The organism is Kitasatospora sp. NPDC018619 (assembly GCF_044391605.1).
Classification (GTDB): domain Bacteria; phylum Actinomycetota; class Actinomycetes; order Streptomycetales; family Streptomycetaceae; genus Kitasatospora.
On record NZ_JBISAI010000004.1, the window covers coordinates 170,476 to 194,484 of the forward strand.

At 73.3% G+C, this 24,009-nt stretch carries 20 protein-coding genes; 10 read left to right on the forward strand and 10 right to left on the reverse strand.

Annotation, left to right across the window (positions count from 1 at the left end):
- Nucleotides 1-27 precede the first annotated feature (27 nt).
- Both ACH5AR_RS07980 and ACH5AR_RS07985 read left to right on the forward strand, forming a co-directional pair.
- Complete coding sequence (locus ACH5AR_RS07980) at nucleotides 28-732, forward strand: hypothetical protein (protein WP_396300502.1); 705 nt, start codon at nucleotides 28-30, stop codon at nucleotides 730-732.
- 32 nt (nucleotides 733-764) lie between these two features.
- Complete coding sequence (locus ACH5AR_RS07985) at nucleotides 765-1,817, forward strand: hypothetical protein (protein WP_396300503.1); 1,053 nt, start codon at nucleotides 765-767, stop codon at nucleotides 1,815-1,817.
- An 80-nt stretch (nucleotides 1,818-1,897) separates the two neighbouring features.
- Here the strand turns inward: ACH5AR_RS07985 and ACH5AR_RS07990 are convergent, their stop codons facing one another.
- The gene (locus ACH5AR_RS07990) at nucleotides 1,898-3,325 is read right to left on the reverse strand and encodes a CCA tRNA nucleotidyltransferase (RefSeq protein WP_396300729.1); all 1,428 of its coding nucleotides are present in this window, start codon (nucleotides 3,323-3,325) and stop codon (nucleotides 1,898-1,900) included.
- A 365-nt stretch (nucleotides 3,326-3,690) separates the two neighbouring features.
- Between ACH5AR_RS07990 and ACH5AR_RS07995 the strand changes: the two genes are divergently transcribed.
- The 7 genes from ACH5AR_RS07995 (at nucleotide 3,691) to trxA (ending at nucleotide 14,267) form a co-directional block, all read left to right on the forward strand.
- Nucleotides 3,691-6,195: a DUF6049 family protein gene (locus ACH5AR_RS07995; RefSeq protein WP_396300504.1), complete on the forward strand. Its 2,505-nt coding sequence runs from the start codon at nucleotides 3,691-3,693 to the stop codon at nucleotides 6,193-6,195.
- 58 nt (nucleotides 6,196-6,253) lie between these two features.
- Nucleotides 6,254-8,752 carry a murein biosynthesis integral membrane protein MurJ gene (gene murJ / locus ACH5AR_RS08000; RefSeq protein WP_396300505.1) on the forward strand — a complete coding sequence of 833 codons (2,499 nt, stop codon included), beginning with the start codon at nucleotides 6,254-6,256 and terminating at the stop codon, nucleotides 8,750-8,752.
- Between the two features lie 303 nt (nucleotides 8,753-9,055).
- Entirely contained in the window at nucleotides 9,056-11,017 is a 1,962-nt protein-coding gene (locus ACH5AR_RS08005; protein WP_396300506.1) for a serine/threonine protein kinase, read from the forward strand.
- A gap of 40 nt (nucleotides 11,018-11,057) precedes the next feature.
- On the forward strand, nucleotides 11,058-11,768 hold the full coding sequence (sigM, locus tag ACH5AR_RS08010) for an RNA polymerase sigma factor SigM (protein ID WP_396300507.1): 711 nt from the start codon (nucleotides 11,058-11,060) through the stop codon (nucleotides 11,766-11,768).
- Nucleotides 11,765-12,670, forward strand: coding sequence for a hypothetical protein (locus ACH5AR_RS08015; RefSeq protein WP_396300508.1), 906 nt, complete (start codon nucleotides 11,765-11,767; stop codon nucleotides 12,668-12,670). The genes sigM and ACH5AR_RS08015 overlap by 4 nt, the downstream gene beginning before the upstream one ends.
- 173 nt (nucleotides 12,671-12,843) lie before the next feature.
- Complete coding sequence (trxB, locus tag ACH5AR_RS08020; RefSeq protein WP_396300509.1) at nucleotides 12,844-13,809, forward strand: thioredoxin-disulfide reductase; 966 nt, start codon at nucleotides 12,844-12,846, stop codon at nucleotides 13,807-13,809.
- A gap of 131 nt (nucleotides 13,810-13,940) precedes the next feature.
- The gene (trxA, locus tag ACH5AR_RS08025; RefSeq protein ID WP_396300510.1) at nucleotides 13,941-14,267 is read left to right on the forward strand and encodes a thioredoxin; all 327 of its coding nucleotides are present in this window, start codon (nucleotides 13,941-13,943) and stop codon (nucleotides 14,265-14,267) included.
- A 133-nt stretch (nucleotides 14,268-14,400) separates the two neighbouring features.
- On the opposite strand, the gene ACH5AR_RS08030 is transcribed toward trxA, so the two are convergent.
- The 9 genes from ACH5AR_RS08030 to rpmH all read right to left on the reverse strand — a co-directional run bounded on the left by ACH5AR_RS08030 (nucleotide 14,401) and on the right by rpmH (nucleotide 21,119).
- Nucleotides 14,401-15,018 (reverse strand): GNAT family N-acetyltransferase, encoded by a 618-nt coding sequence (locus ACH5AR_RS08030; RefSeq protein WP_396300511.1) that lies wholly within the window; start codon nucleotides 15,016-15,018, stop codon nucleotides 14,401-14,403.
- A gap of 132 nt (nucleotides 15,019-15,150) precedes the next feature.
- A complete protein-coding gene (locus ACH5AR_RS08035; protein ID WP_396300512.1) occupies nucleotides 15,151-16,191 on the reverse strand; it encodes a ParB/RepB/Spo0J family partition protein in 1,041 nt (346 codons plus the stop codon).
- Nucleotides 16,188-17,132 (reverse strand): ParA family protein, encoded by a 945-nt coding sequence (locus tag ACH5AR_RS08040; protein ID WP_396300730.1) that lies wholly within the window; start codon nucleotides 17,130-17,132, stop codon nucleotides 16,188-16,190. The genes ACH5AR_RS08035 and ACH5AR_RS08040 overlap by 4 nt, the downstream gene beginning before the upstream one ends.
- 274 nt (nucleotides 17,133-17,406) lie before the next feature.
- Nucleotides 17,407-18,225 (reverse strand): 16S rRNA (guanine(527)-N(7))-methyltransferase RsmG, encoded by an 819-nt coding sequence (gene rsmG / locus ACH5AR_RS08045; RefSeq protein WP_396300513.1) that lies wholly within the window; start codon nucleotides 18,223-18,225, stop codon nucleotides 17,407-17,409.
- Between the two features lie 159 nt (nucleotides 18,226-18,384).
- Nucleotides 18,385-18,915: a protein jag gene (locus tag ACH5AR_RS08050; RefSeq protein ID WP_396300514.1), complete on the reverse strand. Its 531-nt coding sequence runs from the start codon at nucleotides 18,913-18,915 to the stop codon at nucleotides 18,385-18,387.
- Between the two features lie 82 nt (nucleotides 18,916-18,997).
- On the reverse strand, nucleotides 18,998-20,170 hold the full coding sequence (gene yidC / locus ACH5AR_RS08055; protein WP_396300515.1) for a membrane protein insertase YidC: 1,173 nt from the start codon (nucleotides 20,168-20,170) through the stop codon (nucleotides 18,998-19,000).
- Entirely contained in the window at nucleotides 20,167-20,538 is a 372-nt protein-coding gene (yidD, locus tag ACH5AR_RS08060) for a membrane protein insertion efficiency factor YidD (RefSeq protein WP_396300516.1), read from the reverse strand. Before yidD ends, yidC begins: the two co-directional genes overlap by 4 nt.
- The gene (gene rnpA, locus ACH5AR_RS08065; RefSeq protein WP_396300517.1) at nucleotides 20,535-20,963 is read right to left on the reverse strand and encodes a ribonuclease P protein component; all 429 of its coding nucleotides are present in this window, start codon (nucleotides 20,961-20,963) and stop codon (nucleotides 20,535-20,537) included. Before rnpA ends, yidD begins: the two co-directional genes overlap by 4 nt.
- A gap of 18 nt (nucleotides 20,964-20,981) precedes the next feature.
- Complete coding sequence (gene rpmH, locus ACH5AR_RS08070) at nucleotides 20,982-21,119, reverse strand: 50S ribosomal protein L34 (protein ID WP_030059672.1); 138 nt, start codon at nucleotides 21,117-21,119, stop codon at nucleotides 20,982-20,984.
- Between the two features lie 354 nt (nucleotides 21,120-21,473).
- Here rpmH and dnaA point away from each other — a divergent pair, with 354 nt between their 5' ends.
- On the forward strand, nucleotides 21,474-23,294 hold the full coding sequence (gene dnaA, locus ACH5AR_RS08075; protein WP_396300518.1) for a chromosomal replication initiator protein DnaA: 1,821 nt from the start codon (nucleotides 21,474-21,476) through the stop codon (nucleotides 23,292-23,294).
- The last annotated feature ends 715 nt before the right edge of the window (nucleotides 23,295-24,009 follow it).

Here is a 24,009-nt window from a genome sequence, read left to right on the forward strand (position 1 = left end):
CAGAACACTGTTTCGGGGGACGAACTGATGAGCACACCGCCCAGTCCGTACGGGCCGCCTCCGGCGGCGCCCGTGGGCCCGCCCGCCGCACCGCCGTACGGGGCGCCCGTCCCGCCGCCGGCCGCACCGTACGGGCCGCCGCCGGCCTACGGGCAACCCGCACCGCAGGGCCCGCCCGGTTACGGCCCGCCACCGGCCTACGGACAGCAGCCGTACGGGCAGCCGCCGAACGGCCAACCGCCCTACGGACAACCGCCCTACGGACAACCGCCGTACGGGCAGCAGCCGTACGGGCAGCCGGGCCCGAACCCGTACGGGCAGCAGCAGCCGCCCGCCCATCCGTACGGCCCCCCGCAGCCCGCGCCGGCCGCCAAGCGCGGCCTCCGCTCCAAGCTGCGGATCGTCGGGGTGCTCGGGGGCTGCGTGGCGCTGGCGGTGGGCTACTTCGTGGCCGGGCCGAGCGTCAGCAGCGCCAAGCCCGGCGACTGCGTGCAGGCCAGCGGCACCCGCGACGTCGAGATCGTCAAGTGCACTGACAGCAAGGCGAACTACCGGGTGCTGGCGAAGTTCGAGGGCACCACGGACATGACCCGCTGCCGGCAGACCCCGCAGACCACGAGCGTGGTCTCCGGCAAGAGCGGCCGCCGCTGGAACAAGAAGCGGTACGTGCTCTGCCTCGGTCCGCTGGCACCCGCCGCCACCACCGGCGTCCCGCCGGTGAAGAAGTCCTGACCCCTTCCGCTTCTCCGTCCCGGGGGACCTTCTTGTCCGCTCCGCCTCCGCCGCCCCAGCTGCCGTACGGCCCGCCGCCGGGCGACGGCAACCCGTACGCCACCGGCGGCTCCTTCGGCGCCCCGCCCCCGCCGCCGCCGGCACCGCCCGGCTACGGCTACCCCAGCGCCCCGCCCCCGCCGCCCGGCTACGGCTACCCGACCGCCGCCCCGCCCCCGCCGGGCGACCACGGCTACGCCTACGGCTACCCGCCGCCGCCGGCGGACGGCACGACCTGTCGGTTCTGCGGCGGCTACCCCGCGGTGGCCGCCACCGTCCGCGGCCACCAGGGCATGCTCGTCATGTACCGGATGCTGCGGATGACCGGCCCGTTCTGCCGCACCTGCGGGACGGCGACGGTGCGCGACATGTCGGCCCGGACCCTCGTCCAGGGCTGGTGGAGCCCGGTCTCCTGGCTGCTGACCCCGATCACCCTGCTGGTGAACCTCGTCCCGCACGGCCGGTTCAAGCGGCTGCCGCCGCCCGCCCCGGGCAGCCACGGGCCGCAGCTCGACCCGGGCGTCCCGCTGACCGGCCGGCCGCACCTCGCGATGCTGGTGCTGCCCCTCTCGCTCCTGGTCGCCGTGGTCCTGGCCGCCACCGGCGTGCTCGGCCCGACGAAGGACGACCCGGGCGCCGGACCGGTGCCGGCCTCCACCGTGCTGACCTTCTCGCCCCGGCCGCTGCCGATGCCGACCTACACGCCCCCGGTCATCCCCACGCCGACCTTCTCCCTGCCGGTGCCCACCCTGACGCTCCCGCCGGTCACCGCCCCGGACGACTCGGACAGCAAGGTGGACTCGGCCAACCCCGGCGACTGCCTGCACAACGCGAACGGCACCGGCGCGACCTCCGACACCCACCCGAAGGTCAGCGTGGTGCCCTGCACCGACGCCAAGGCGCAGTACAAGATCGTCTACAAGTACCTCGCCACCTCCGACGGGAAGGTCTGCGAGAAGCAGCCGAAGGCGGACAGCTCGTACTACAGCAAGCACCCCAACTCCCCGGCCCTGGACTACGTGCTCTGCCTCCAGCAGCTCAAGTAGCCCGGTACGGACGAGGGGTGGCCCCCGGCCGAGTGCCGGGGCCACCCCTCGCGTCGTTCCCGGGCCGCGCCGGGCCCGGCTCAGTCCTGCTGCTGCCCGGCCCACCAGGCCCGCAGCGCGGCGACCGCCTCGTCGTGCTCCATCGGGCCGTGCTCCAGCCGGAGTTCGAGCATGTGCTTGTACGCCTTGCCGACCTGCGGGCCGGGCCTGAGGCCGAGCAGCTCCATGATCTGGTTGCCGTCCAGCGCCGGGCGGACGGCGTCCAGCTCCTCCTTCGCCTTCAGCTCGCCGATCCTGGCCTCCAGGCCGTCGTAGGTGCGGGAGAGCGCGGCCGCCTTCTTCCTGTTGCGGGTGGTGCAGTCGGAGCGGGTCAGCTTGTGCAGGCGCTCCAGCAGCGGACCGGCGTCGGTGACGTAGCGGCGCACCGCGGAGTCGGTCCACTCGCCGCCGCCGTAGCCGTGGAACCGCAGGTGCAGCTCGACCAGGCGCGAGACGTCCTCGGTGAGCTCCTTGGAGTACTTGAGCTCGCGCATCCGCTTGCGGGTCATCTTGGCGCCGACCACCTCGTGGTGGTGGAAGGAGACCCGGCCGTCCGGCTCGAAGCGGCGGGTGCGCGGCTTGCCGATGTCGTGCAGCAGCGCGGCCAGCCGCAGGGTGAGGTCCGGGCCGTCCTGCTCCAGGTCGATGGCCTGCTCCAGGACGGTCAGCGAGTGCTCGTAGACGTCCTTGTGCCGGTGGTGCTCGTCCCGCTCCAGCCGCAGCGCGGGCAGCTCGGGCAGCACGTACTCGGCCAGGCCGGTGTCGACCAGCAGCCGCAGGCCCTTGACCGGGTGGGCGGCCAGCAGCAGCTTGTTCAGCTCGGCCTGGATCCGCTCGGCGGAGACGATGGTGAGCCGCTCGGCCATCGCCGTCATCGCGGCGACCACCTCGGGCGCCGGGTCGAAGTCCAGCTGGGCGGCGAAGCGGGCGGCCCGCATCATCCGCAGCGGGTCGTCGGAGAAGGACTCCTCGGGGGTGGCGGGGGTGCGCAGCACCCGGGCCTCCAGGTCCTCCAGGCCGCGGTGCGGGTCGACGAAGCCGCGGCCGGGCAGGTCGACGGCCATCGCGTTGACGGTGAAGTCCCGGCGGACCAGGTCCTCCTCGATGGTGTCGCCGTAGCTGACCTCGGGCTTGCGCGAGGTGCGGTCGTACGCCTCGGAGCGGTAGGTGGTGATCTCGATCAGGAAGGAGCCCTCGGGGGTGTCCTTGCGGGCGCCGACCGTGCCGAAGGCGATGCCGACGTCCCAGACCGCGTCCGCCCACCCCTTCACCAGCTTGAGCACCTGCTGCGGACGGGCGTCGGTGGTGAAGTCCAGGTCGTTGCCGAGCCGGCCCAGCAGGGCGTCCCGGACGGACCCGCCGACCAGCGCCAGCCGGTGACCGGCCGCCTGGAACCGGCGGGCGATCTCGTCGGCGACCGGCGACACCCGCAGCAGCTCTTGGAGGCCCAGCGTCTGGGCCTCGCTCAGGCCTGGGACGACCTGGACGGCGGTGCTGGGACGGTCGGTGCGCGCGGTGGGCTCATTGGCAGTGGACACGGCTCACAAGGGTACGTGGCCCGACAGGTCAACCGCCCGCGCGTTCCGGGCGTCTCACCCCACAGCCCGCAACACTGCGCGGCGGGCCGCATCGTTACCATGCCGGTGGACGAGTCTCGGGCACCGGACAGGGGATGCGGTGCCGCGCGCCGCCACCGTCCGCGGAGAACCCCGCGGCGGCGGTGCGGCGACGGCGTCGGGCGAAGGGCTCCACGCGTCAGGCGGGGCCGTCGGGCGAACCGCGCCGGACGGACAGCATCAGCAGCGAACGATCGAGAACGGCGAGGGCGAAGCGAGTGAGTGAGCCGGCACGGCACTCGGGCCTGGGGACGCACCGACAGCCTGGACGGGCCGAACGGCCCGCCGAGGGGCGTCATCCGGGCCGCCGGACACGCCGTGCGGGCCTGCGCCTGGCCGCCGCCTGTGCGGCCGCCCTGACCCTCTTCACGGCCTCCCCGGCCGGCGCGCTGCCCACCGGCGGCAACGTCCGGCCGGCCGGTGACGCCTCCGTCACGGCCGAGTACCCGGTGGTGATGACCATCGACACGCTGAGCCCGCAGGTGGCCACCCCGAACGGCATCGTGACGATCAGCGGACAGGTCACCAACGCCGGCAAGTCGGCGGTCAAGGGCGCCCACGCGGCGGTCCGCAAGCCGTACTCCAACAAGCCGCTGGACCGGCGCAGCGACCTGGCCAACGTGGCCGACCGCTCGGTGCCGGACAGCAAGGACGGCGTGGAGCTGGACTCCCCCCAGTACGCCCTGCCGGAGCTGAACCCGGGGCAGAGCCAGCCGTACACCCTGAGCGTCGCGGTGAGCGACCTCGGGTTCTCCACGAGCGGCGCGTACGAGCTCGCGGTGGACGCCTGGGGCGGGACGGCCGACAACCCGCGCGACCGCCCCCTGGGCATCGCCCGGACCTTCCTGCCGTACAACCCGGGCGGCGCCGAGGCGCAGCCGACGAAGGTCGCCACCGTCTGGCCGCTGGTGCACGCGCCGGTGGTGGCCGCCCAGACCACCACCGACAGCGGTGACCAGACCGTCTCGGTGCTGCGCGACGACAGCCTGGCGACCGAGTTCGCGCCGGGCGGCCGGCTGTACGAGCTGGTCGAGACCGGCGCCAAGCTGAACGGGCTGACCTGGGTGATCGACCCGGACCTGCTGGACGCCGCGCTCGCGATGACCAAGGGCTACCGGGTGCAGAAGCCGGGCACCGAGGGGGCGGGCAAGTCCGCCAAGGACGACAACACCGTCGGGGTGCCGCCCTCGGCGGCGGCCGGCGCCTGGCTGGACAAGCTGCGGGCCGCCGTGGCCAAGCCGGGCAGCCAGGTGGTCGCGCTGCCGTACGCCGACCCGGACCTCGCTTCGATCGCCCACAACGGCTCCGACCTGGCCGGGATGACCACCGCGCTGGGCAAGGCGGCCGCCGCCGGGCGGCTGACCGTCGAGGGCCGGCTCGCCGTGGACACCCGCGCGGACGTCGCCTGGCCGTTCCGGGGCTACCTCGACCAGCAGATCGCCTCCGTCGCCCAGCAGTCGGGCAGCGGCCTGGTCCTGGTCAACGGCGCGAGCATGCCGGAGGCGGACTCGCTCACCTACACCCCGACCGCGGTCCGCCCGATCGGCGGCGGGCAGAGCGCCGTGGTGGCCGACGAGACCGTCTCGGCGCTCTTCGACAAGGACCTGGACAGCCCGCAGGCCCAGACCGCGTCCACCCAGCGCTTCCTCGCCGAGACCTTCGCGATCACCCACGAGCAGCCGCAGAACCAGCGCGGGCTGCTGGTCCTGCCCCCGCGCGAGCTGAGCGCCGGCGGCGCCAAGGCGCTGGCGAACGCCCTCCAGACGGCGGACGGCAAGTGGATCTCCTCGGTGAAGCTGGACGCGGTGGCCCAGTCCGCGGCCGACCCGAAGGCCAACACCGCCGTCCCCGCGCCCACCGACTACCCGACCCAGGCCCGGGCCACGGAGCTGCCGGCGGCCGACCTGAGCCGCACCGACGACATCCAGCACGACCTGGACACCCTGATGCGGGTGCTCACCCTGCCGCAGCGGGTGCGCGGCCCGTTCAGCGCCGCGATGGTCCGCTCGCTGTCCACCGAGTGGCGCGACCAGCCGCCGGCCGGGAGCACCTACCGCACGGGCGTCACGAAGTACCTGAAGGAGCTGACCGGCGCCGTCCAGGTGCCGAAGAAGAACGTGGTGACCCTGGCCGGCAACACCGGTCTGCTCCAGGTCAGCGTGCGCAACGACCTGACCCAGACGGTCACCAACCTGAAGCTGGTGCTCACCTCGGCCCAGCCGAACAGGCTGCGGGTGAGCAAGGAGGAGGAGCTGGTCCTCCCGGCCTCGCAGAGCGTGACCCTGCGCTTCAACGCCGAGGCGCGCAACAACGGCGCGGTCCAGATGACCGCCCAGCTGTGGACCACCGGCCCGGACTCCCGGCCGTACGGCGAGCCGCAGCAGTTCCGGGTGGAGGTCACCTCGGTCACCAACGGGGTGCTGTACATCTTCGCGGGCGCCGGCGTCCTGCTGCTGCTGGCGGCGCTGCGCTTCGTGCGCCAGCGCAAGCGGCGCGGCGGGCAGCCGCACGAGGACGGCGACCAGCCGGTCGGCGACGCCCCGGCCGCGGGCACCGCGCGGGTGCCGGCGGGGGAGGCCGGGCCGGCCGCGGCGGCGGACGGGGCCGGCGGGGCGGACGGCGCCCCGGGTGGCGCTCCCGGTGACGGTCCTGCGCAGACACCGCGTGGCAGCAGCCCTGATGGCCGGGATCGGGCCGCCGGTGATGAGAAGGTTGGTCCTTGATACCGCCGATCCCCCGCACCGCCGGGCCGGCCTCCCCCCACGACAGCGAAGAGGTGACATGACCGGGCGCAGCGAGGAGCGGCCGCCGGGCCGCGGTGAGAGCCGGCCGGGCGCCGAGTCGCCGTCCGGCGACTGGTACGTGGCCGACACCTACGCCCAGGACCCGTACGCGGCGGACGCGTACGGGCACCCCCGGGACGGCCAGGACCCGTACGGGCTGCAGGCCGGTCGGCCCGCCGCGCCGCAGCCGCCGGCCGCCGCGTACGACGTGCCGCCGCAGCTGCCGCCGCAGGGCGGCGGCTACCCGACGCCGGTGCCGCCGGGCCCGTACCAGGGCCAGGAGCACTTCTCCGCCCCGGTGCCCCCGGTGCAGCCCGGCTGGGACACCCCGCCCCAGGCCGCCTGGCCGCAGGCCCCGGCGCAGGCCGCCGGCGGCCACTGGGGCGGCGCCGAGCAGGCCCGGCCGCAGTGGGAGCCGGGCCCGGCGCACTCCGCCTGGGACAGCGAGACCACCGAGTACGTCGGGGTGGACGCGCTGTTCGGCGGCCGCCCGGCGCAGGCCGCGGCCCAGCCGCCGGTCCCGCAGCCCGCCCCCCAGCCGATCCAGCCGGTGCAGCCGGTCCAGCCGGTCCAGCCGGTCCAGCCGGTGCAGCCGGTGCAGCCCGTACAGCCGGCCGCCCCGCCGGCCGGCCCCGTGCCGTACCCGTCGGCGGGCGGCTACCCGGGGCAGCCCCAGCACGGCGCCCCGGGCGGACAGCACCACTTCGTGCCGCCGATCGAGTTCGACCCGCCGCTCTCCGAGGAGGAGGCCACCCTCCAGGTGGCCGCCGTCGCGGTGCCCCCGGCGGTCGAGCCGCTCGCCGAGGTCGCGGCCGAGGAGCGGGCCGCCGAGCAGGCGCCCGCCAAGGCGGGCGGCAAGGTCTCCGGCCTGCTGAACTCCAGCGCGATCATGGCGGCCGGCACGCTGGTCTCCCGCGGCACCGGCTTCGTCCGGACGATGGTGATCACCGCGGCCATCGGCGTCGGTGTGATGGGCGACTCGTACAACGCCGCGAACACCCTGCCGACCCTGCTGTACATCCTGATCGGCGGCGGCGCGCTGAACGCGGTGTTCGTGCCGCAGCTGGTGCGCAGCATGAAGAACGACGAGGACGGCGGCACCGCGTACGCCAGCCGGCTGCTCACCCTGGTGATGGTCGGGCTCGGCGGCGTGGTCTTCCTGGCGGTGCTCGGGGCGCCCGTGCTGGTGCAGCTGATCGCCCACCCGATGATGGCCACACCGGAGCTGGCCGACACCACGGTGGCGATGGCCCGCTACTGCCTGCCGACCATCTTCTTCATGGGCATCCACGTGGTGATGGGGCAGATCCTCAACGCCCGCGGCCGCTTCGGCGCGATGATGTGGACCCCGGTCCTGAACAACATCGTGGTGATCTTCACCTTCTCCGCCTACATCTGGGTCTACGGCGGGTTCGGCACCACCCACATCACCCCGGAGGGCGTCTCCCCCGAGGGCGTGCGGCTGCTCGGCCTCGGCACCCTGATCGGTCTGACCGTCCAGTCGCTGGCGATGATCCCGTACCTGCGGGCCGCCGAGTTCCGCTTCCGGCCCCGCTTCGACTGGCGCGGCCACGGCCTGGGCAAGGCCGCCCGACTGGCCAAGTGGACGTTCTTCTTCGTGCTCGCCAACCAGGCCGGCTACCTGGTGATCACCCAGCTGTCCACCAAGGCGGGCGCCGCCGCCGCGGCGGCCGGCCACAACGGTGTCGGCCTGGCCGCGTTCTCCAACGCGCTGCTGATCTGGCAGCTCCCGCAGGCCGTGATCACCGTCTCGATCATGAGCGCGGTGCTCCCCCGGCTCTCCCGGGCGGCGGCCGACGAGGACGCCGGCGCGGTGCGCGACGACATCTCCTACGGCCTGCGCACCACCGCGGTGGCGGTCGTCCCGGCGGCCTTCCTCTTCCTGTCGCTCGGCCCGGTGATCGGCCGGTCGATCTACGCGGTCGGCGGCAACGCCACCGTCCTGAACGACGCCACCAACGTCGGTCTGATGCTCTCGGCGTTCGCCCTGGGCCTGATCCCGTACTCCGCCCAGTACGTGATGCTGCGCGGCTTCTACGCCTACGAGGACACCCGCACGCCGTTCTCCAACACCGTCTGGGTCGCGGCCTGCCAGGCCGGCTTCGCGCTGCTGTGCTGGCTGGTCCTGCCCGCCGAGTGGACGGTGACCGGGCTCGCCTTCGGCTACGGCCTGGCGTACGCCGTCGGAGTGACGGTGGCGCTGCCGAAGCTGAAGAAGCGGATCGGCGGGCTGGACACCAAGCGGATCGGCCGGACGTACAGCCGGCTGGCCGCCGCCTGCGTGCCGGCCGCCCTGGTCGGCCTCGGCGCCAGCCTGGCGGTCCAGCAGGTGGTCGGCGGCTGGCCGGGCAGCGTGGCGGCCCTGGTCGTGGCCGGCGGCGTCCAGCTGGCGGTCTTCGTGCTCGTCGCCAAGCGTCTGCGGATCGAGGAGCTGAACGCGATGCTGGGCATGGTCCGCGGCCGGCTGGGCCGCTGACCGGTCCGACCACCGGCCGGACGAGCGGGCGCCCTGACCGGGCGTCAACCGGAGCAGGGTGCTCCTCCGCCCGTCCGGCCGAACGCCGGGCGCCGGCCGGTCCGGGTCCTTCCGGCCCCCGGATGGCGACCAGGTGTCGGATCTGCACCACATCTCTCCACCCCCGTGCAACCGAGTGGACGTCCCAGCGGTCGTACCCGGTGGAGAAGAGTGGGCACAATTGTCCTGGAGCACAGGGCCGCCGACCCTCGGGCTCCAGCGACTCTCTCAGGCCGGGGCGACACAAGGGGAGGCAGGACCACGGTGGCTGATGGCACCAAGGCCGTCGTCGACACGTCAGCAGCTGACGCGGCGACGGACGAGGCCGCGCTGGCCGCGGCGATCGACGGGCCCGCGGGCTCGGAGGACGCCGACGGGAGCGACTCCGCGGGCGCCCGCAAGGGCGCCACCACCGCTGCCGCCGGGCGCACCGACGCGGGCGAGGACGAGGACGGGCGGGACGCGCCGGCCGCCGGGCCGGAGCCCGCCGTCGGCGAGGAGACCTCGGAGATCACCGCTCCGCTCTCGGTCCAGGAGCTCCGCGCCGAACTGGCCGCCGGCTCGACCCGGAAGAAGGCCGCCCCCGAGCCCGCCCGCCCCGCCCGCCGCCCCACCGACCCCCAGCCCACCGTCGACCCGCGCGACACCGCCACCCTCCCGCGCACCCTCCCCGCGCCCCAGCGCCGCAGCGGCGACATGATCGGCCACCGGTACCGGCTGGAGGAGTGCATCTCCCAGACCGAGACCTTCAGCAGCTGGCGCGCCGTCGACGAGAAGCTGCGCCGGGCGGTCGGCGTCCACCTGATGGCCTCCGGCCACCAGCGGGCCCGCAAGGTGCTGGCCGCGGCCAAGTCCGCCGCGCTGCTCGGCGACCCGCGCTTCGTCCAGGTCCTGGACGCCGTCCACGAGGGCGAGCTGGTCTACGTCGTGCGGGAGTGGCTGCCGCACTCCTCCGACCTGGCCAGGCTGCTCGCGAACGGCCCGATGGAGCCGCACGAGGCGTACCAGATGGTCCGCCAGGTCGCCGACGCCGTCGCGGCCGCCCACCGCCGCGGCCAGGCCCACCTGCGGCTCACCCCGCGCTGCGTGCTGCGGACCGACAGCGGCCAGTACCGGATCAACGGCATCGCGGTGGACGCCGCGCTGCGCGGACTGCCCGCCGAGGGCGCCGAGGACGCCCAGCGGGCCGACACCCGTGCGATCGGCGCACTGCTGTTCGCCGCGCTCACCCACCGCTGGCCGTACCCGGAGGACCGCTACGACCTCCAGGGCCTGCCCAGGGACCTCCAGAACGCCGCACCGGACCAGGTCCGCGCCGGGGTGCACAAGGGCCTGTCCGAGCTCGCCGCGCGGGCCCTGTTCGACCAGCCGCCGCACCACGCCCTGCCGATCACCACGCCGGAGGAGCTGGTCCGGGCGATCGCCCAGCTGCCCAGGATCCGCCAGCCCGAGCCCGAGCTCCCCGCCTTCCCGGCCCCGCCGCGGCACAACACCCACGCACTGCCCACCGCTCCCAACCCGACCCGGGTCGCCGACGCCACCGTCGCCCCGCTGCCGGCCTCCTCCCGCCCGACCTCCTCGCACCGGATGCGGCGGAGGCTGCGCCGGGTGGTCAAGGCCACCGCCTGGACGGTCGCGCTGGGGGCGATCGGCGTCGCCTCCTGGCAGTTCGTCGACACCCTGCGCCACAGCGGGGCGGCCACCGCCTCCCCGCTGCCCTCGGCGAGCAGCGCCGCGCCGAGCCCGCAGGCGAGCACCCACAACCCGGTGCCGCTCACCATCAAGGGCGCGCAGGCGTACAGCCCGTTCGGCGACGGCACGGAGGGGAGCGACAACCCCGCGAAGGCGGTGGACGGCGACCCCGGCACCAACTGGTCCACCCAGTGGTACAACGACCAGTTCGGTCCCAAGCCGCCCGCCCTCAAGGCGGGAACCGGGCTGCTGATCGACCTCGGCTCGCCGCAGACGGTCTCCTCGGTGAGCGCCCAGTTCGTCGGCGAGCACACCGCGGAGCTCCGGGTGCCCGGGGCGGCCGCGGGCGCCAACCCGGCGCAGGCCAAGCTGGACGCCTTCACCGTCGTGGGCAGGAAGAGCGGGACCACCGCCGAGTACACCCTCGACGCCCCGGTCACCACGCGCTACCTTCTGCTCTGGCTGACCGCGCTGCCGAAGGGCGGCGACGGCACCTTCAGCGGCCACGTCGCCGAGGTCAAGGCCTTCGGCTGACGCCCCGGGGGGGCCGGCAGGATTGCGGGGAGGTCGAGGGGTGACGGTGGCGGACGACGACGCGGCGCTGCTCGCCCGGCACGTCGCCGGCGACCGGACGGCCTTCGGCCTGCTGATCGACCGCCACCGCGACCGGCTCTGGGCGGTGGCCCTGCGCACCCTGGGCGACCGCGAGGAGGCCGCCGACGCGCTCCAGGACGCCCTGGTGTCCGCCTTCCGCGCCGCTGCCGGCTTCCAGGGCCGCTCGGCGGTCACCACCTGGCTGCACCGGATCGTGGTCAACGCCTGCCTGGACCGCGCCCGGCGCAGCGCCACCCGCCGCACCACCCCGCTCGACGACGACCCGCAGCGGCTGGACATCCTGGTCGGTGCGTCGGAACCGGCCGACTCCCCGGTGGTCCGGGCCGAGCTGCACCGCGAGCTGGCCGCGGCGCTCGCCGAACTGCCCGTCGAACAGCGGGCCGCGCTGGTGCTGGTCGACATGCAGGGCTACCCGGTGGCCGAGGCCGCCGAGGTGCTGGGCGTCCCGGTGGGCACGGTGAAGAGCCGCTGCGCGCGCGGCCGGGCCCGGCTCCTCCCCCTCGTCCGGCACCTGCGCGAGCCGGATGTTTCACGTGAAACACCGCCCGCCCCCGGCGCCGCCCCGCCCCGCCGCGACGCCCCCGGGAACCCGCAGCACCCCGGCACCGTCACAGGGACGGGCCAGAGCACCGGCCGGACGATCCTGGAAGGGGACGCGAGCACCCGATGAACGCCCGACCCTCCTTCCCCGTCCCGGCCGACGACCACCCCCCGGTGGAGCGGCTGGCCGACCTCGCCGAAGGCCTGGTCGACGCGCCGCAGGACGTCGCGGCCCTGGAGCGGCACCTGGACGGCTGCGCCGAGTGCCGGGAGACCGTCGACGCGCTCGCCGAGGTCCGGACGCTGCTCGGCGACGTCGCGGCCGCACCGATGCCGGCCGATGTCGCCGCCCGGCTGGACGCGGCACTGGCCAGAGCCGCAGCCGACCGGAGCGCCGTCGAGGCCGCCGGCCCGGCACCCGTCCCACCGTCCTCCGCCGCCCCGGACCGACCCGCCGACCGACCCGCCGGACGGTCCGGGGCGGCCACCGGCCCCGGCCGCTCCCGCCCCCGGCGGCGCCGGCTCGCCCTGCTGCTCGGCACGGCCGCCGCCCTGGCCGCCCTCGGGCTCGGCGGGGCCCTGCTGCTGCACCCCGACGACCGCTCCGACGCGGTGGCGGCCCGTGCGGGCAGCGCCCCGAGCGCCACCGCCGACAGCCACGGCGCCCGGGCCCCGCACACGACGGGCGCGGGCACCGACTACCGCGAGGACGAACTCGCCGCCCAGGTCCAGCGACTGCTGGCCCGTTCGGAGGACGCCCCGGGGCTGCGGGCCACCGGCCCCGCCACCACCCAGGGCGCGCTGCCCGCCGACGGCGCGCGCCCGGAGCCGGACCCCTCCTCCCCCGGCGCCCCGGACTGCCCGGCCCCCGCCCCCGGCGCCCCGCTGGCCACCGACCGGGGCGTGTACCGGGGCGCCCCGGTCGACGTCCTGGTCTACCCGCTGCCCGGCCGACCGGACTCCGTGGACGTCTACCTGCGCTCGGCCGACTGCGGCCCGGTCGTCCTGCACCGAGCCGTTCCCAGCCACTGACCGGCAGTTCCCATGCGATCCACGCCAACTCCGCCACGCCGCTTCCGGACTCCGGGCGCCTGGTACTGATCCGCCTGGGAATGCGAGACACTGGTCAGTCGTTGTCCCGGGCGGCGGAGCAGGACCGCCCTCCCCGCAGCAAACGCGGGTCGCGATGCGAACCAGGAGAAGCAGTGAGCGACGTCCGTAACGTGATCATCATCGGTTCCGGCCCGGCCGGGTACACGGCCGCGCTCTACACGGCCCGTGCCTCCCTCAAGCCGCTCGTCTTCGAGGGGGCCGTCACCGCCGGTGGGGCGCTCATGAACACCACCGAGGTCGAGAACTTCCCGGGCTTCCGGGACGGCATCATGGGCCCCGAGCTGATGGACAACATGCGGGCCCAGGCCGAGCGTTTCGGCGCCGAGCTGATCCCCGACGACATCGTCGCGGTCGACCTCACCGGTGACGTCAAGACCGTCACCGACTCCGAGGGCAATGTGCACAAGGCGCGCGCCGTGATCGTCACCACCGGCTCCCAGCACCGCAAGCTCGGCCTGCCGAACGAGGACAAGCTGTCCGGCCGCGGCGTCTCCTGGTGCGCCACCTGCGACGGCTTCTTCTTCCGCGACCAGGACATCGCGGTGGTCGGCGGCGGTGACACCGCCCTGGAGGAGGCGACCTTCCTCTCCCGCTTCGCCAAGAGCGTCACGATCATCCACCGCCGGGACACCCTGCGCGCCTCCAAGGCGATGCAGGAGCGTGCCTTCGCCGACCCGAAGATCCGCTTCGAGTGGGACAGCGCGGTCGAGGCCATCCACGGCGACCCGAAGCTGAGCGGCGTCACCCTGCGGGACACCACCACCGGCGAGACCCGCGAGCTGGCCGTCACCGGCCTGTTCATCGCGATCGGCCACGACCCGCGCACCGAGCTGTTCAAGGGCCAGCTGGACCTGGACGCCGAGGGCTACCTCAAGGTCGAGGCCCCCTCCACCCGGACCAACATCCCGGGCGTCTTCGGCGCCGGCGACGTCGTGGACCACACCTACCGCCAGGCCATCACCGCCGCGGGCACCGGCTGCTCCTCCGCCCTGGACGCCGAGCGCTACCTGGCCTCGCTGGACGACCTGGAGGCCAAGGCCGCGGCCGTCGCGGTCTGAGCCCCTCCCCCGATCCACTCCCCGGGGGTGTTCCACGTGGAACACCCCCGCCCCCGCCGGGCAGAAACAGAACGGGCCCGCCCGTTGTTCTCCTGGCAGCAGCCCCCTCCGTCCTAACCCGAGGAGTTCCCGTGGCCGGCGCCACCACCACCGTCACCGACGCGTCCTTCGAGGCCGACGTCCTGAAGAGCGAGAAGCCCGTACTGGTCGACTTCTGGGCCACCTGGTGCGGCCCGTGCCGCCAGGTCGCCCCGGTCCTGGACGACATCGCGGCCGAGCACGGCGACAAGCTGACCATCGCCAAGCTCGACGTGGACGCCAACCAGGCGACCGCCGCCAAGTACGGCGTCATCTCGATCCCGACCCTGATCGTCTACAAGGACGGCGAGCCGGTGAAGTCCATCACCGGTGCCCGTCCGAAGGCCGCGCTGCTGCGCGAGCTGGCCGAGTTCATCTAGGTCCTCCGGTCGTCGACCGCACGGTGGCGGGGCTCCCTCGGAGGGAGCCCCGCCACCGTCGTCTTCCCGGCCCGTCGCCTTCCCGGGCCGTCGTCCTCCCGCCCGTCGGCCCCAGGGGCGTGTCGGCCGCGCCCTAGAACGGCCGCAGCGCGGGCTCCTTGCGCCCGCCGCCCAGCAACCGCTCCAGCGCCCCCTCCACGTCGCCCCGCCAGGAGAGCGTGGTGCGTGCCTCCAACCGCAGCCGCGGGTAGCGGCCGTGCGGACGGACGGTCTTGAAGCCGACCGCGAGCAGGTGGTCGGCCGGCAGCACGCAACCGGTCGCCACCCGCCCGGCCGAACCGAAGGCCTCGATCGCCCGCACCCCGCGCCCGATCAGGTCCTTGGCCGCGGTCTGCACCAGCACCCGGCCGAGCCCCTGGCCCTGGTAGCCGGGCAGCACCCGGCTGACCATCAGCTGGACGGCGTCCGGCGAGACCGGGCTGGTCGGGAAGGACTGCGAGCGGGGCACGTAGGCGGGCGGCGCGTACAGCACGAAGCCCGCGGGCCGCTCGTCCACGTACACGATCCGGCCGCAGGAGCCCCACTCCAGCAGCACCGTGGAGATCCACCCCTCCTTCTCCAGCTCCGGCTTGCCCGACTCCACCGCCTCCTTCGCACTGACCGGGTCCAGCTCCCAGAACACGCAGGAGCGGCAGCCGGTCGGCAGGTCCCCGAGGTTGTCCAGCGTCAGCGGCACGATCCGCCGTCCCATGGCCGCACCTCCTCCCTCCCTCTCAGGTCGAGCATTCCCCCATGAACGCCGATGGGTGCATGTTTCACGTGAAACAGCGCTCACGTGGAACACGCACCCATCGGGCCCTCGCCCTCGGTCGACCGGTCCGGCTCAGCCCTGCGACAGCCGCAGACCGTCCTCGCCCGGAGCCATGCTGTCCAGGATCCGGTTCAGGTCCTCCACCGAGCCGAACTCCAGCACGACTTTGCCCTTGCCCAGCTTGCCGCCGCGCTGGGAGACCTCGACCTTGACCCGGGTGTCGAAGCGGTCCGACAGCCGGCTCGCCAGGTCGTTGAAGGCCGGGGAGTTCAGCTTGCCCGCCTTGGGCGCCTGGCGCCGGGGCTTCTCCGGCTCCTCCGAGCGCATCAGGACGACGAGTTCCTCGACGTTGCGCACGGTGAGGCCCTCGGCGATCACCCGCGCGGCCAGCCGCTCCTGCTGTTCCGGGTCGGACAGGCCGAGCAGCGCCCGGGCGTGCCCGGCCGTCAACGTCCCGGCCACCAGCCGGAACTGGACCGAGGACGGGAGCTTCATCAGCCGCAGGGTGTTGGAGACGTGCGTCCGCGAGCGGCCGATCCGGTCGGCCAGCTCCTCGTGGGTGCAGGAGAAGTCCCGCAGCAGCTGGTCGTAGGCGGCGGCCTCCTCCACCGGGTTCAGCTCGGCGCGGTGCAGGTTCTCCAGGAGGGCGTCCAGCAGCAGCTTGTCGTCCTCGGTGGCCCGGACGATCGCCGGGATCCGCTCCAGCCCGGCCTCCCGGGAGGCGCGCCAGCGGCGCTCGCCCATGATCAGCTCGAAGCCGTCCGCGCCGACCTGGCGCACCACGATCGGCTGGAGCAGACCGACCTCCTTGATGGAGGTGACCAGCTCGGCCAGCTTGTCCTCGTCGAAGACCTCGCGCGGCTGGCGCGGGTTGGGGGTGATCGCGTCCAGCGGCAGCTCCGCGAAGTAGGCGCCGGCCGGCTGGGCCTGCTCCGCCCGCTTCTCAGCGGCCGCCCGGGCCGCCACGGTGCCGCGGCCGCCCGGCAGCGGCGCCACCGGGGCCGGTACCGGCGCGGCTGCCGCGGTCTTCGCCTCCGCCCCGCCGTCCACCGGCGCGGCGGGGCGGATCAGCGCCTCCAGCCCTCGGCCCAGACCAACCCTGCGAGCACTCACTGATGACCCTCCGTCGTACCGTGCTGTGCCACCGGGGCTCCGTGCCCCTGCTGGCCGTCCCGCTGCTGCCCCACCAGCGAGCCGCCCTGGCCCACCGCACGCAGCGCGAGCTCACGGGCGGCCTCCAGGTAGGAGAGCGCCCCGGTCGAGCCCGGGTCGTAGGTGAGGACCGTCTGCCCGTAGCTGGGCGCCTCCGAGATGCGCACGGAGCGCGGGATCGCCGTGCTCAGCACCTCTCGGTGGAAGTGGGTCCGGACCTCCTCGGCGACCTGGGCGGCCAGCCTGGTCCGGGCGTCGTACATGGTGAGCAGGATGGTCGACACGTGCAGCGCGGGGTTGAGGTGCGCGCGCACCAGCTCGACGTTGCGCAGCAGCTGGCCGAGGCCCTCCAACGCGTAGTACTCGCACTGGATCGGGATCATCACCTCCTGGCCGGCGACCAGGGCGTTGACCGTCAGCAGGCCCAGCGAGGGCGGACAGTCGATCAGGATGTAGTCGAGCGGCTGCTCGTACGCGGCGATGGCGCGCTGGAGCCGGCTCTCCCGGGCCACCAGGGAGACCAGCTCGATCTCGGCGCCGGCCAGGTCGATGGTGGCGGGGACGCAGAACAGCCCCTCGACGTCGCGCACCGGCTGCACCACGTCGGCGAGCGGCTTGCCCTCCACCAGGACGTCGTAGACGGACGGCACCTCGGCGTGGTGGTCGATGCCGAGCGCCGTGGAGGCGTTGCCCTGCGGGTCGAGGTCGACGACCAGGACGCGCAGGCCGTGCATGGCGAGCGAGGCGGCCATGTTCACGGTGGTGGTGGTCTTGCCCACCCCACCCTTCTGGTTGGCGACCACGATCACCCGGGTGGCGGCGGGTCGGGGCAGGCCCTCACCCGCACGGCCGATCGCCTGAACCGCAGCCTGGGCAGCCCGCGCGATGGGCGTGTCATCGATCTGGTCGACGGTCTCCGAGTCCTGCATGGAGGTCAGTGTTTCACGTGAAACCGGAGCGGCAACAGTCGCCGCCCGGTCACGGCGGAGGATGCCCGAGAGCAAGGAGCGACGTTTCACGTGAAACACCATGCCCGCTATGCCGGATATCTGACGTTGCGACACTCCGGTGTCCCGTCGTCGGCCGGGGCGTCACCTGAACGACGACGGGCGGACGACCCTCCCCCGCAGGAGGTCCGTCCGCCCGTCACCGGCGCGTGTCCGGCGTCACCCGCGGTCAGCGGGTGCGGCGCCGCCCGCTCCGGCCGCGCTCGCCGTTGCGGGCGTTCGCGGATCGGCCCGCCCGGGCCGCCTTGGCGCGCCGGGTGGCCGCCTTCACACCGCCGGGGCTCTCCCCCGCCTTCACCTGGATCACCCGGGTCGAGGTCTCCAGGGTGCCCTCGCCGACCGCGATGACGCTCGACTCGACCGCGCCCAGCTTGGCCAGCCCGGCCCGGGAGTCGGCCAGTTCCTGCTCCGCGCTGTCGCCCTTGAGCGCCAGCATCTGCCCGTGCGGACGCAGCAGCGGCATGCCCCAGCCGGCCAGCCGGTCCAGCGGCGCCACCGCCCGGGCGGTCACCACGTCCACCGCGAGCTTGCCGACCATCTCCTCCGCGCGGCCGCGCAGCACCGTGACGTTGTCCAGCTCCAGCTCCCGGACGACCTCCTCCAGGAAGGTGGTCCGGCGCAGCAGCGGCTCCAGCAGCGTCACCGAGACGTCCGGACGGGCCAGCGCCACCGGGATGCCCGGCAGGCCGGCCCCGGAGCCGACGTCGCACAGGGTGATGCCGGAGGGCAGCAGCTCGGCCAGCACCGCGCAGTTCAGCACGTGGCGGTCCCAGAGCCGGGGCACCTCGCGGGGCCCGATCAGCCCGCGCTGCACGCCCGCGGTGGCCAGCAGCTCGGTGTACCGGACCGCGGCCCCGTAGCGCTCACCGAAGACCTGCCGCGCGGCGGCCGGCGCCTCGGCCGGCCGTTCCAGCTCGGTGGCCCGCCCCTCAGCGGCCGGGTCCACGTCCGCCCCCGGCCGGCCGGCAGCCGCGTTCTCCGTGTCCATCTCGACCTCTCCGATCCCCGGATCCACCGACCCGCTCAACGCACTGTTTCACGTGAAACATCCCAGAAGGGACGACGACCCCGCCCGCACGAGGCGGACGGGGTCGCGTCCGGTGAAGCCCTCCGGCCGCCGTGGCGGCCGGTCGTCGACCTGTCGGCCTCAGACCGGCAGCACGACCACGCACCGCTGGGGCTCTTCGCCCTCGGACTCGCTGCGCAGCCCGGCCGCGGCGACCGCGTCGTGGACGACCTTGCGCTCGAAGGGCGTCATCGGCCGCAGCTTGACCTGCTCACCGCTGCTCTTGGCCTGCTCGACGGCCTTGGCACCGAGGGCCGCCAGCTCCTCGCGCTTGCGGGCCCGGAAGCCGGCAATGTCCAGCATGAGGCGGCTGCGCTCACCGGTCTCCCGGTGGACAGCCAACCGGGTCAGCTCCTGGAGCGCCTCCAGCACCTCGCCGTCCTGGCCGACCAGGCGCTGCAGCGCGCGGTCGTTGCCGTCACTGACGATGGAGACCAGGGCGCGGTCGCCCTCGACGTCCATGTCGATGTCACCGTCGAGGTCCGCGATGTCGAGCAGACCCTCCAGGTAGTCCGCCGCGATGTCGCCCTCCTGCTCCAGGCGGGAGATGAGGCTCTCGTCGGCGCTGGCGGCGGCCTCGGTCTCGACGGCGGAGGTGGTGCCTTCCGTCACTGATGGACTCCTTCGGAGATGGGCCCGTGTGTCGGGCCGGGGACGAAGCTCTTCGCGGCAGTCACAACGGGCGGGGGGCCGGTCAGGACTTCTTCTTCGGCCGCTGGCCGCCACCGCGCTTCGGCTGCTGCCGGGTTCCCTGCCTGGTACCGGCGGGCTTCGCCGCGGTCTGCTTGGCGGCGGCCGGCTTGGCAGCGGCGTCGGTCTGGGGGCCCTCCGCCGGAGCGGTCTCGGCGCTCTCCTCGGCCGGGGCGTCCTTGCTCGGCTCGCCGGACGGCTGCCCGGGGGCGCCCTGCTGGCGCTGGGCCTTGGTCTGTCGGCGCGGCTGCTGGCGGCGCGCCTGCACCGGCTCCTCGACCACCGCGGCGGCGCTGGCCGCCTCGCTGACGGCCGCCTTGGACGGGGGCAGCATCCCCCAGAGCGCGCCCTTGATCTCCGTGCCGTCCGGACGCAGCCGGCCGGCCTTCTTCAGGCGCTCCTGGCGCTCCTGGAAGGCCTTGCTGCCCGGGGTCGGGTTGTTGTGGATGACGATCAGCTGCTGGCCCATCGACCAGACGTTGGTGGTCAGCCAGTAGACCAGGACACCGACCGGGAAGTTGATGCCCATCACGGCGAACATGATCGGGAAGACGTACATCAGCATCTTCTGCTGCTGCATGAACGGCGTCTTCACCGTGAGGTCGACGTTCTTGGTCATCAGCTGGCGCTGGGTGACGAACTGCGACAGCGACATCAGGATGATCATCACGGCGGTGACGATCTTGACACTGGTCTCGCTGCTGCCGACGAAGGTCGCCGAGAGCGGGGCGCCGAAGATGTGCGCCTTGCCGGCGCTCACCAGCAGGTCGCCGTGGATGACGCCGATGTCGTGGCCCTTGGCGACCTGGGCGAGCACACCGTAGAGGGCGGTGAAGAACGGCGCCTGGACGATGATGGGAAGGCAGCTGGAGAACGGGTTGGTACCCGCCTCCTTGTACAGCTTCATCATCTCTTCCGACTGGCGCTGCCGGTCGTTCTTGTAGCGCTCCTGGATGGCCTTCATCTTCGGCTGGATCGCCTGCATGGCCCGGGTCGCCTTGATCTGCTTCACGAAGAGCGGGATCAGGCAGATCCGGATGACGACCACCATCGAGGCGATGGCGAGACCCCAGGCCCAGCCACCGTCCGGGCTGAAGATGTGGCTGTACAGCGAGTGGAACTGGACGATGATCCAGGACACCGCTGTGTACAGGGGATTCAGGAAGGAGAAGGTCACCGGTCAGGCTCCTTGGACAGGTGGATTGGCCGCACGGGGCCAATGGTCGCCGGGCCCTCGGGGTCCGGACCGGCGGGGGTGGCGGTCACCGGTTCTCCGGTGGCGGACCGGCTCTGCAGCCAGTCTCGCAACCGCCGGTGCCACACCGGATGCTTGCGCGGCGGGACGTGATCGACCCCGCCGGGCGTCCACGGATTGCAGCGCAGGATGCGCCACGCGGTCAGCCCGCCGCCCTTGACCGCCCCGTGCACCTTCACGGCCTCGTAGCCGTAGTGCGAGCAGGACGGGTAGTAGCGGCAGACCGGACCGAGCAGTGGGCTGATGGTCCACTGGTAGACCCTGATCAGACCCATCAGCAGGTACTTCATCGCCCTGCTCCCGTCGGCGCCGTCGCGGCGGGCTCCGTCCTCAGCAACCGCTTGAGTGCCGCGTCCAGGTCACGTTCGAGGTCCTGGTACGGGGCGGTAGCGGCCTGGGGCAGCGCACGCACCACTATCAGGCTACCGGCGGGCAGCCTGGACAGACGATCACGAACGAGGTGGCGCAACCGGCGCTTGACCAGGTTGCGGACGACCGCCGGGCCAACGGCCTTGCTCACGACGAAACCCGCACGCGCCGAAGGAGTCCCCTCGGCGACGTGCGGGCGGGAGTCGCTGGTCCGGTCGGTCTGCCCCTGCGGGTCACCGTCTCTGCTGAGATGGACGACCAGAAGGGGCCGGCCGGCCCGGCGACCGCGTTTCACCGCGGTCGCGAAGTCCTGGCGCCGCCGCAGCCGATTCTCGGAGGGCAGCACAACAGACTCTGGCGCGGATCAGGCGGACAGGCTGGCGCGGCCCTTGCCACGGCGGGCGGCCAGGATGGCGCGGCCGGCGCGGGTACGCATCCGCAGCCGGAAGCCGTGGGTCTTCGCGCGACGACGGTTGTTCGGCTGGAAGGTGCGCTTGCTCACTCGGGGGCTCCTGAGGTGAATCGTAGGATGACGGGGGGTCGCTTGGCCGTCACCGTGCGTCCGCGTGATCTCCCCTGATTTCGGAAATCCAACCCATCGCCCCAGTTCGGCTGGGGTCTGAGGCAATCCACGGCGCCCGTGCTGCGCGCCTTATGGAGCGGGTGGACCCGCGGACATGCGGCAGCGGCCATCGACAACTCGACCTGGTTACGGTACGCGGGACGGGGCGCGAGGGTCAAACCAGCCCGTGGCGGACCCCCTTGCCCACAGCCTGTGGACAACGACTTGATCCCGCCCTGTTCGCTGACTACCGTTGCAGAACTTGTCTGGTTTGTTCTTGGAAAGCGTGCACCAGTGGCTGATGTCAACAGCGACCTCGTCCCGGTCTGGGCCAGGGTCGTCGAGCGGCTGGTCAGCGACCCCGATGTCGGGGAGATGGATAAACAGTGGGTGCAGCGCACCCAGCCGATGTGGATGATGCACGACACCGCCCTGCTGGCGACCCCGAACGAGCGGGCCAAGCAGGTGCTGGAGGGCCGGCTGCTGCCGCAGCTGACCGAGGCCCTCAGCCGTGAGCTCAGCCGCCCGGTCCGGATCGCCGTGATGGTCGACGCCAACGCGGTGCCCACCACCCCCGCGCCCGGCCCCCAGGCCCCCGCCGAGCCCTACCCGGGCCCGGCCGAGGAGGAGGCCCCCGACTACGGCGGCCAGGGCTACCAGCAGCCGTACGGGCAGGACCAGGCGTACGGGCAGGACTACGAGCGCCCCCGCTACGACCCCGGCGGCTACGAGCAGCGCCAGGCCGCGTACGGCGGCGCCGGCGGCGGCCCCGGCTGGCAGGGCTACCAGGAGCAGCAGCCCGCCTACCGCGATCCCGAGGAGCCCGCGCCCCGCCCGGCGCCGCGGCCCGTCCCCGGCCCGCCCGCGACCACCCAGGGCGACCTCTTCGGCGGCGCCTACGGCCCCGGCCCGAACGAGCAGCCGCGCACCGGCGCCGGCCGCCGGGCCGGCGGCTCCCGCCCCACCGGCGGCCGCCCGGCGGAGAAGGCCGCCCCGGAGCGCTCCGCCGAGCGTCCCGGTGTGCCCGGGGTGCCCGCCCCGCCCGGTGCCCCGCCGGCCGGCGGCTCCCGCAAGGACGAGCCGGCCGCCCGGCTGAACCCCAAGTACCTGTTCGACACCTTCGTCATCGGCGCCAGCAACCGCTTCGCGCACGCGGCGGCGGTGGCCGTCGCCGAGGCCCCGGCCAAGGCGTACAACCCGCTCTTCATCTACGGCGAGTCCGGGCTGGGCAAGACCCACCTGCTGCACGCCATCGGGCACTACTCGCGCAGCCTCTTCCCGGGCACCCGGGTGCGCTACGTGTCCTCGGAGGAGTTCACCAACGAGTTCATCAACTCGATCCGGGACGGCAAGGCGGACACCTTCCGCCGCCGCTACCGGGACATGGACATCCTGCTCGTGGACGACGTCCAGTTCCTCGCGAGCAAGGAGTCCACGCAGGAGGAGTTCTTCCACACCTTCAACACCCTGCACAACGCGAACAAGCAGATCGTCCTCTCCTCGGACCGGCCGCCCAAGCTGCTGACCACGCTGGAGGACCGGCTGCGCAACCGCTTCGAGTGGGGCCTGATCACCGACGTCACCCCGCCGGAGCTGGAGACCCGGATCGCGATCCTGCGCAAGAAGGCGATCCAGGAACAACTGAACGCTCCCGCCGACGTGTTGGAGTTCATCGCCTCCAGGATCACCCGCAACATCCGGGAGCTGGAGGGCGCGCTGATCCGGGTGACGGCCTTCGCCAACCTCAACCGGGCCCCGGTGGACCTCGAACTCGCCGGGATCGTCCTCAAGGACCTGATCCCGGGCGGGGACGAGGACGCCGGCCCGGAGATCACCGCGCAGGTCATCATGCAGCAGACCGCCGCCTACTTCGGCCTGGGCGTGGACGACCTGTGCGGCTCCTCGCGCAGCCGGGTGCTGGTGACGGCCCGGCAGATCGCGATGTACCTCTGCCGCGAGCTCACCGACCTCTCGCTGCCGAAGATCGGCGCGCAGTTCGGCGGCCGCGACCACACCACGGTGATGCACGCGGACCGCAAGATCCGCTCGCTGATGGCCGAGCGGCGCTCGATCTACAACCAGGTCACCGAACTCACCAACCGCATCAAGAGCTAGCCGGCCGCACGGCACGACGGAAAGGGCGTCAGGAGCCATCCTGACGTCCTTTCCGCGCGTCCACAGGTGTGCACCGGGCTCCGGCTGGGCAGGGATGCCGTCGACGGACGGACCGCCAGTCCACAGCCCGCGCCGAACAACTGACCGGTGATTCGAAAACCCGGGGCGCGCAAGGCCGTTGTCCACAGGACCGGCCCCTTCTCCACCGTCCACAGGGTGGGGAGTGCGGAGTTATCCAGAATTCGTCCACAGGCCGGTCGCCGCTACGCTCTTCCGCGCAGGTCAGGTGCCTGTGGACTTGTGCACAACCGTTGTCCACAGGGTGTGGACAACTGACGCCCCGGCAGTGGGCCGTCCGGGTTGTCCACCGGTTGTCCCCAGGGGAGGGGCGGTTGTCCCCAGGTTGTCCACAGCGTGATCCACAGTTCGACAACCGTGGACTGGCGTTCATACCCTGGTGTGAAAGGCGTCACGAAAAGTTGACCGGCGCCCGTGGATAACCGGGCCCGGATCTGGGGACGGCCCTGGGGATAACCTGTGGATACCCTGCGTGCCCTGTGGGTAACGCTCGGCTGTCCACAGCGGGCCCTGTCCGTCCACAGTCCCGGTCCACAGTCCCTGTGGACAAAATCCGGGGTCTGACCTGCGGAAACGGGGTTATCCACGGTTTCCACAGGCCCTACTACTACCACTACACATTGAGACCCCTGACCTG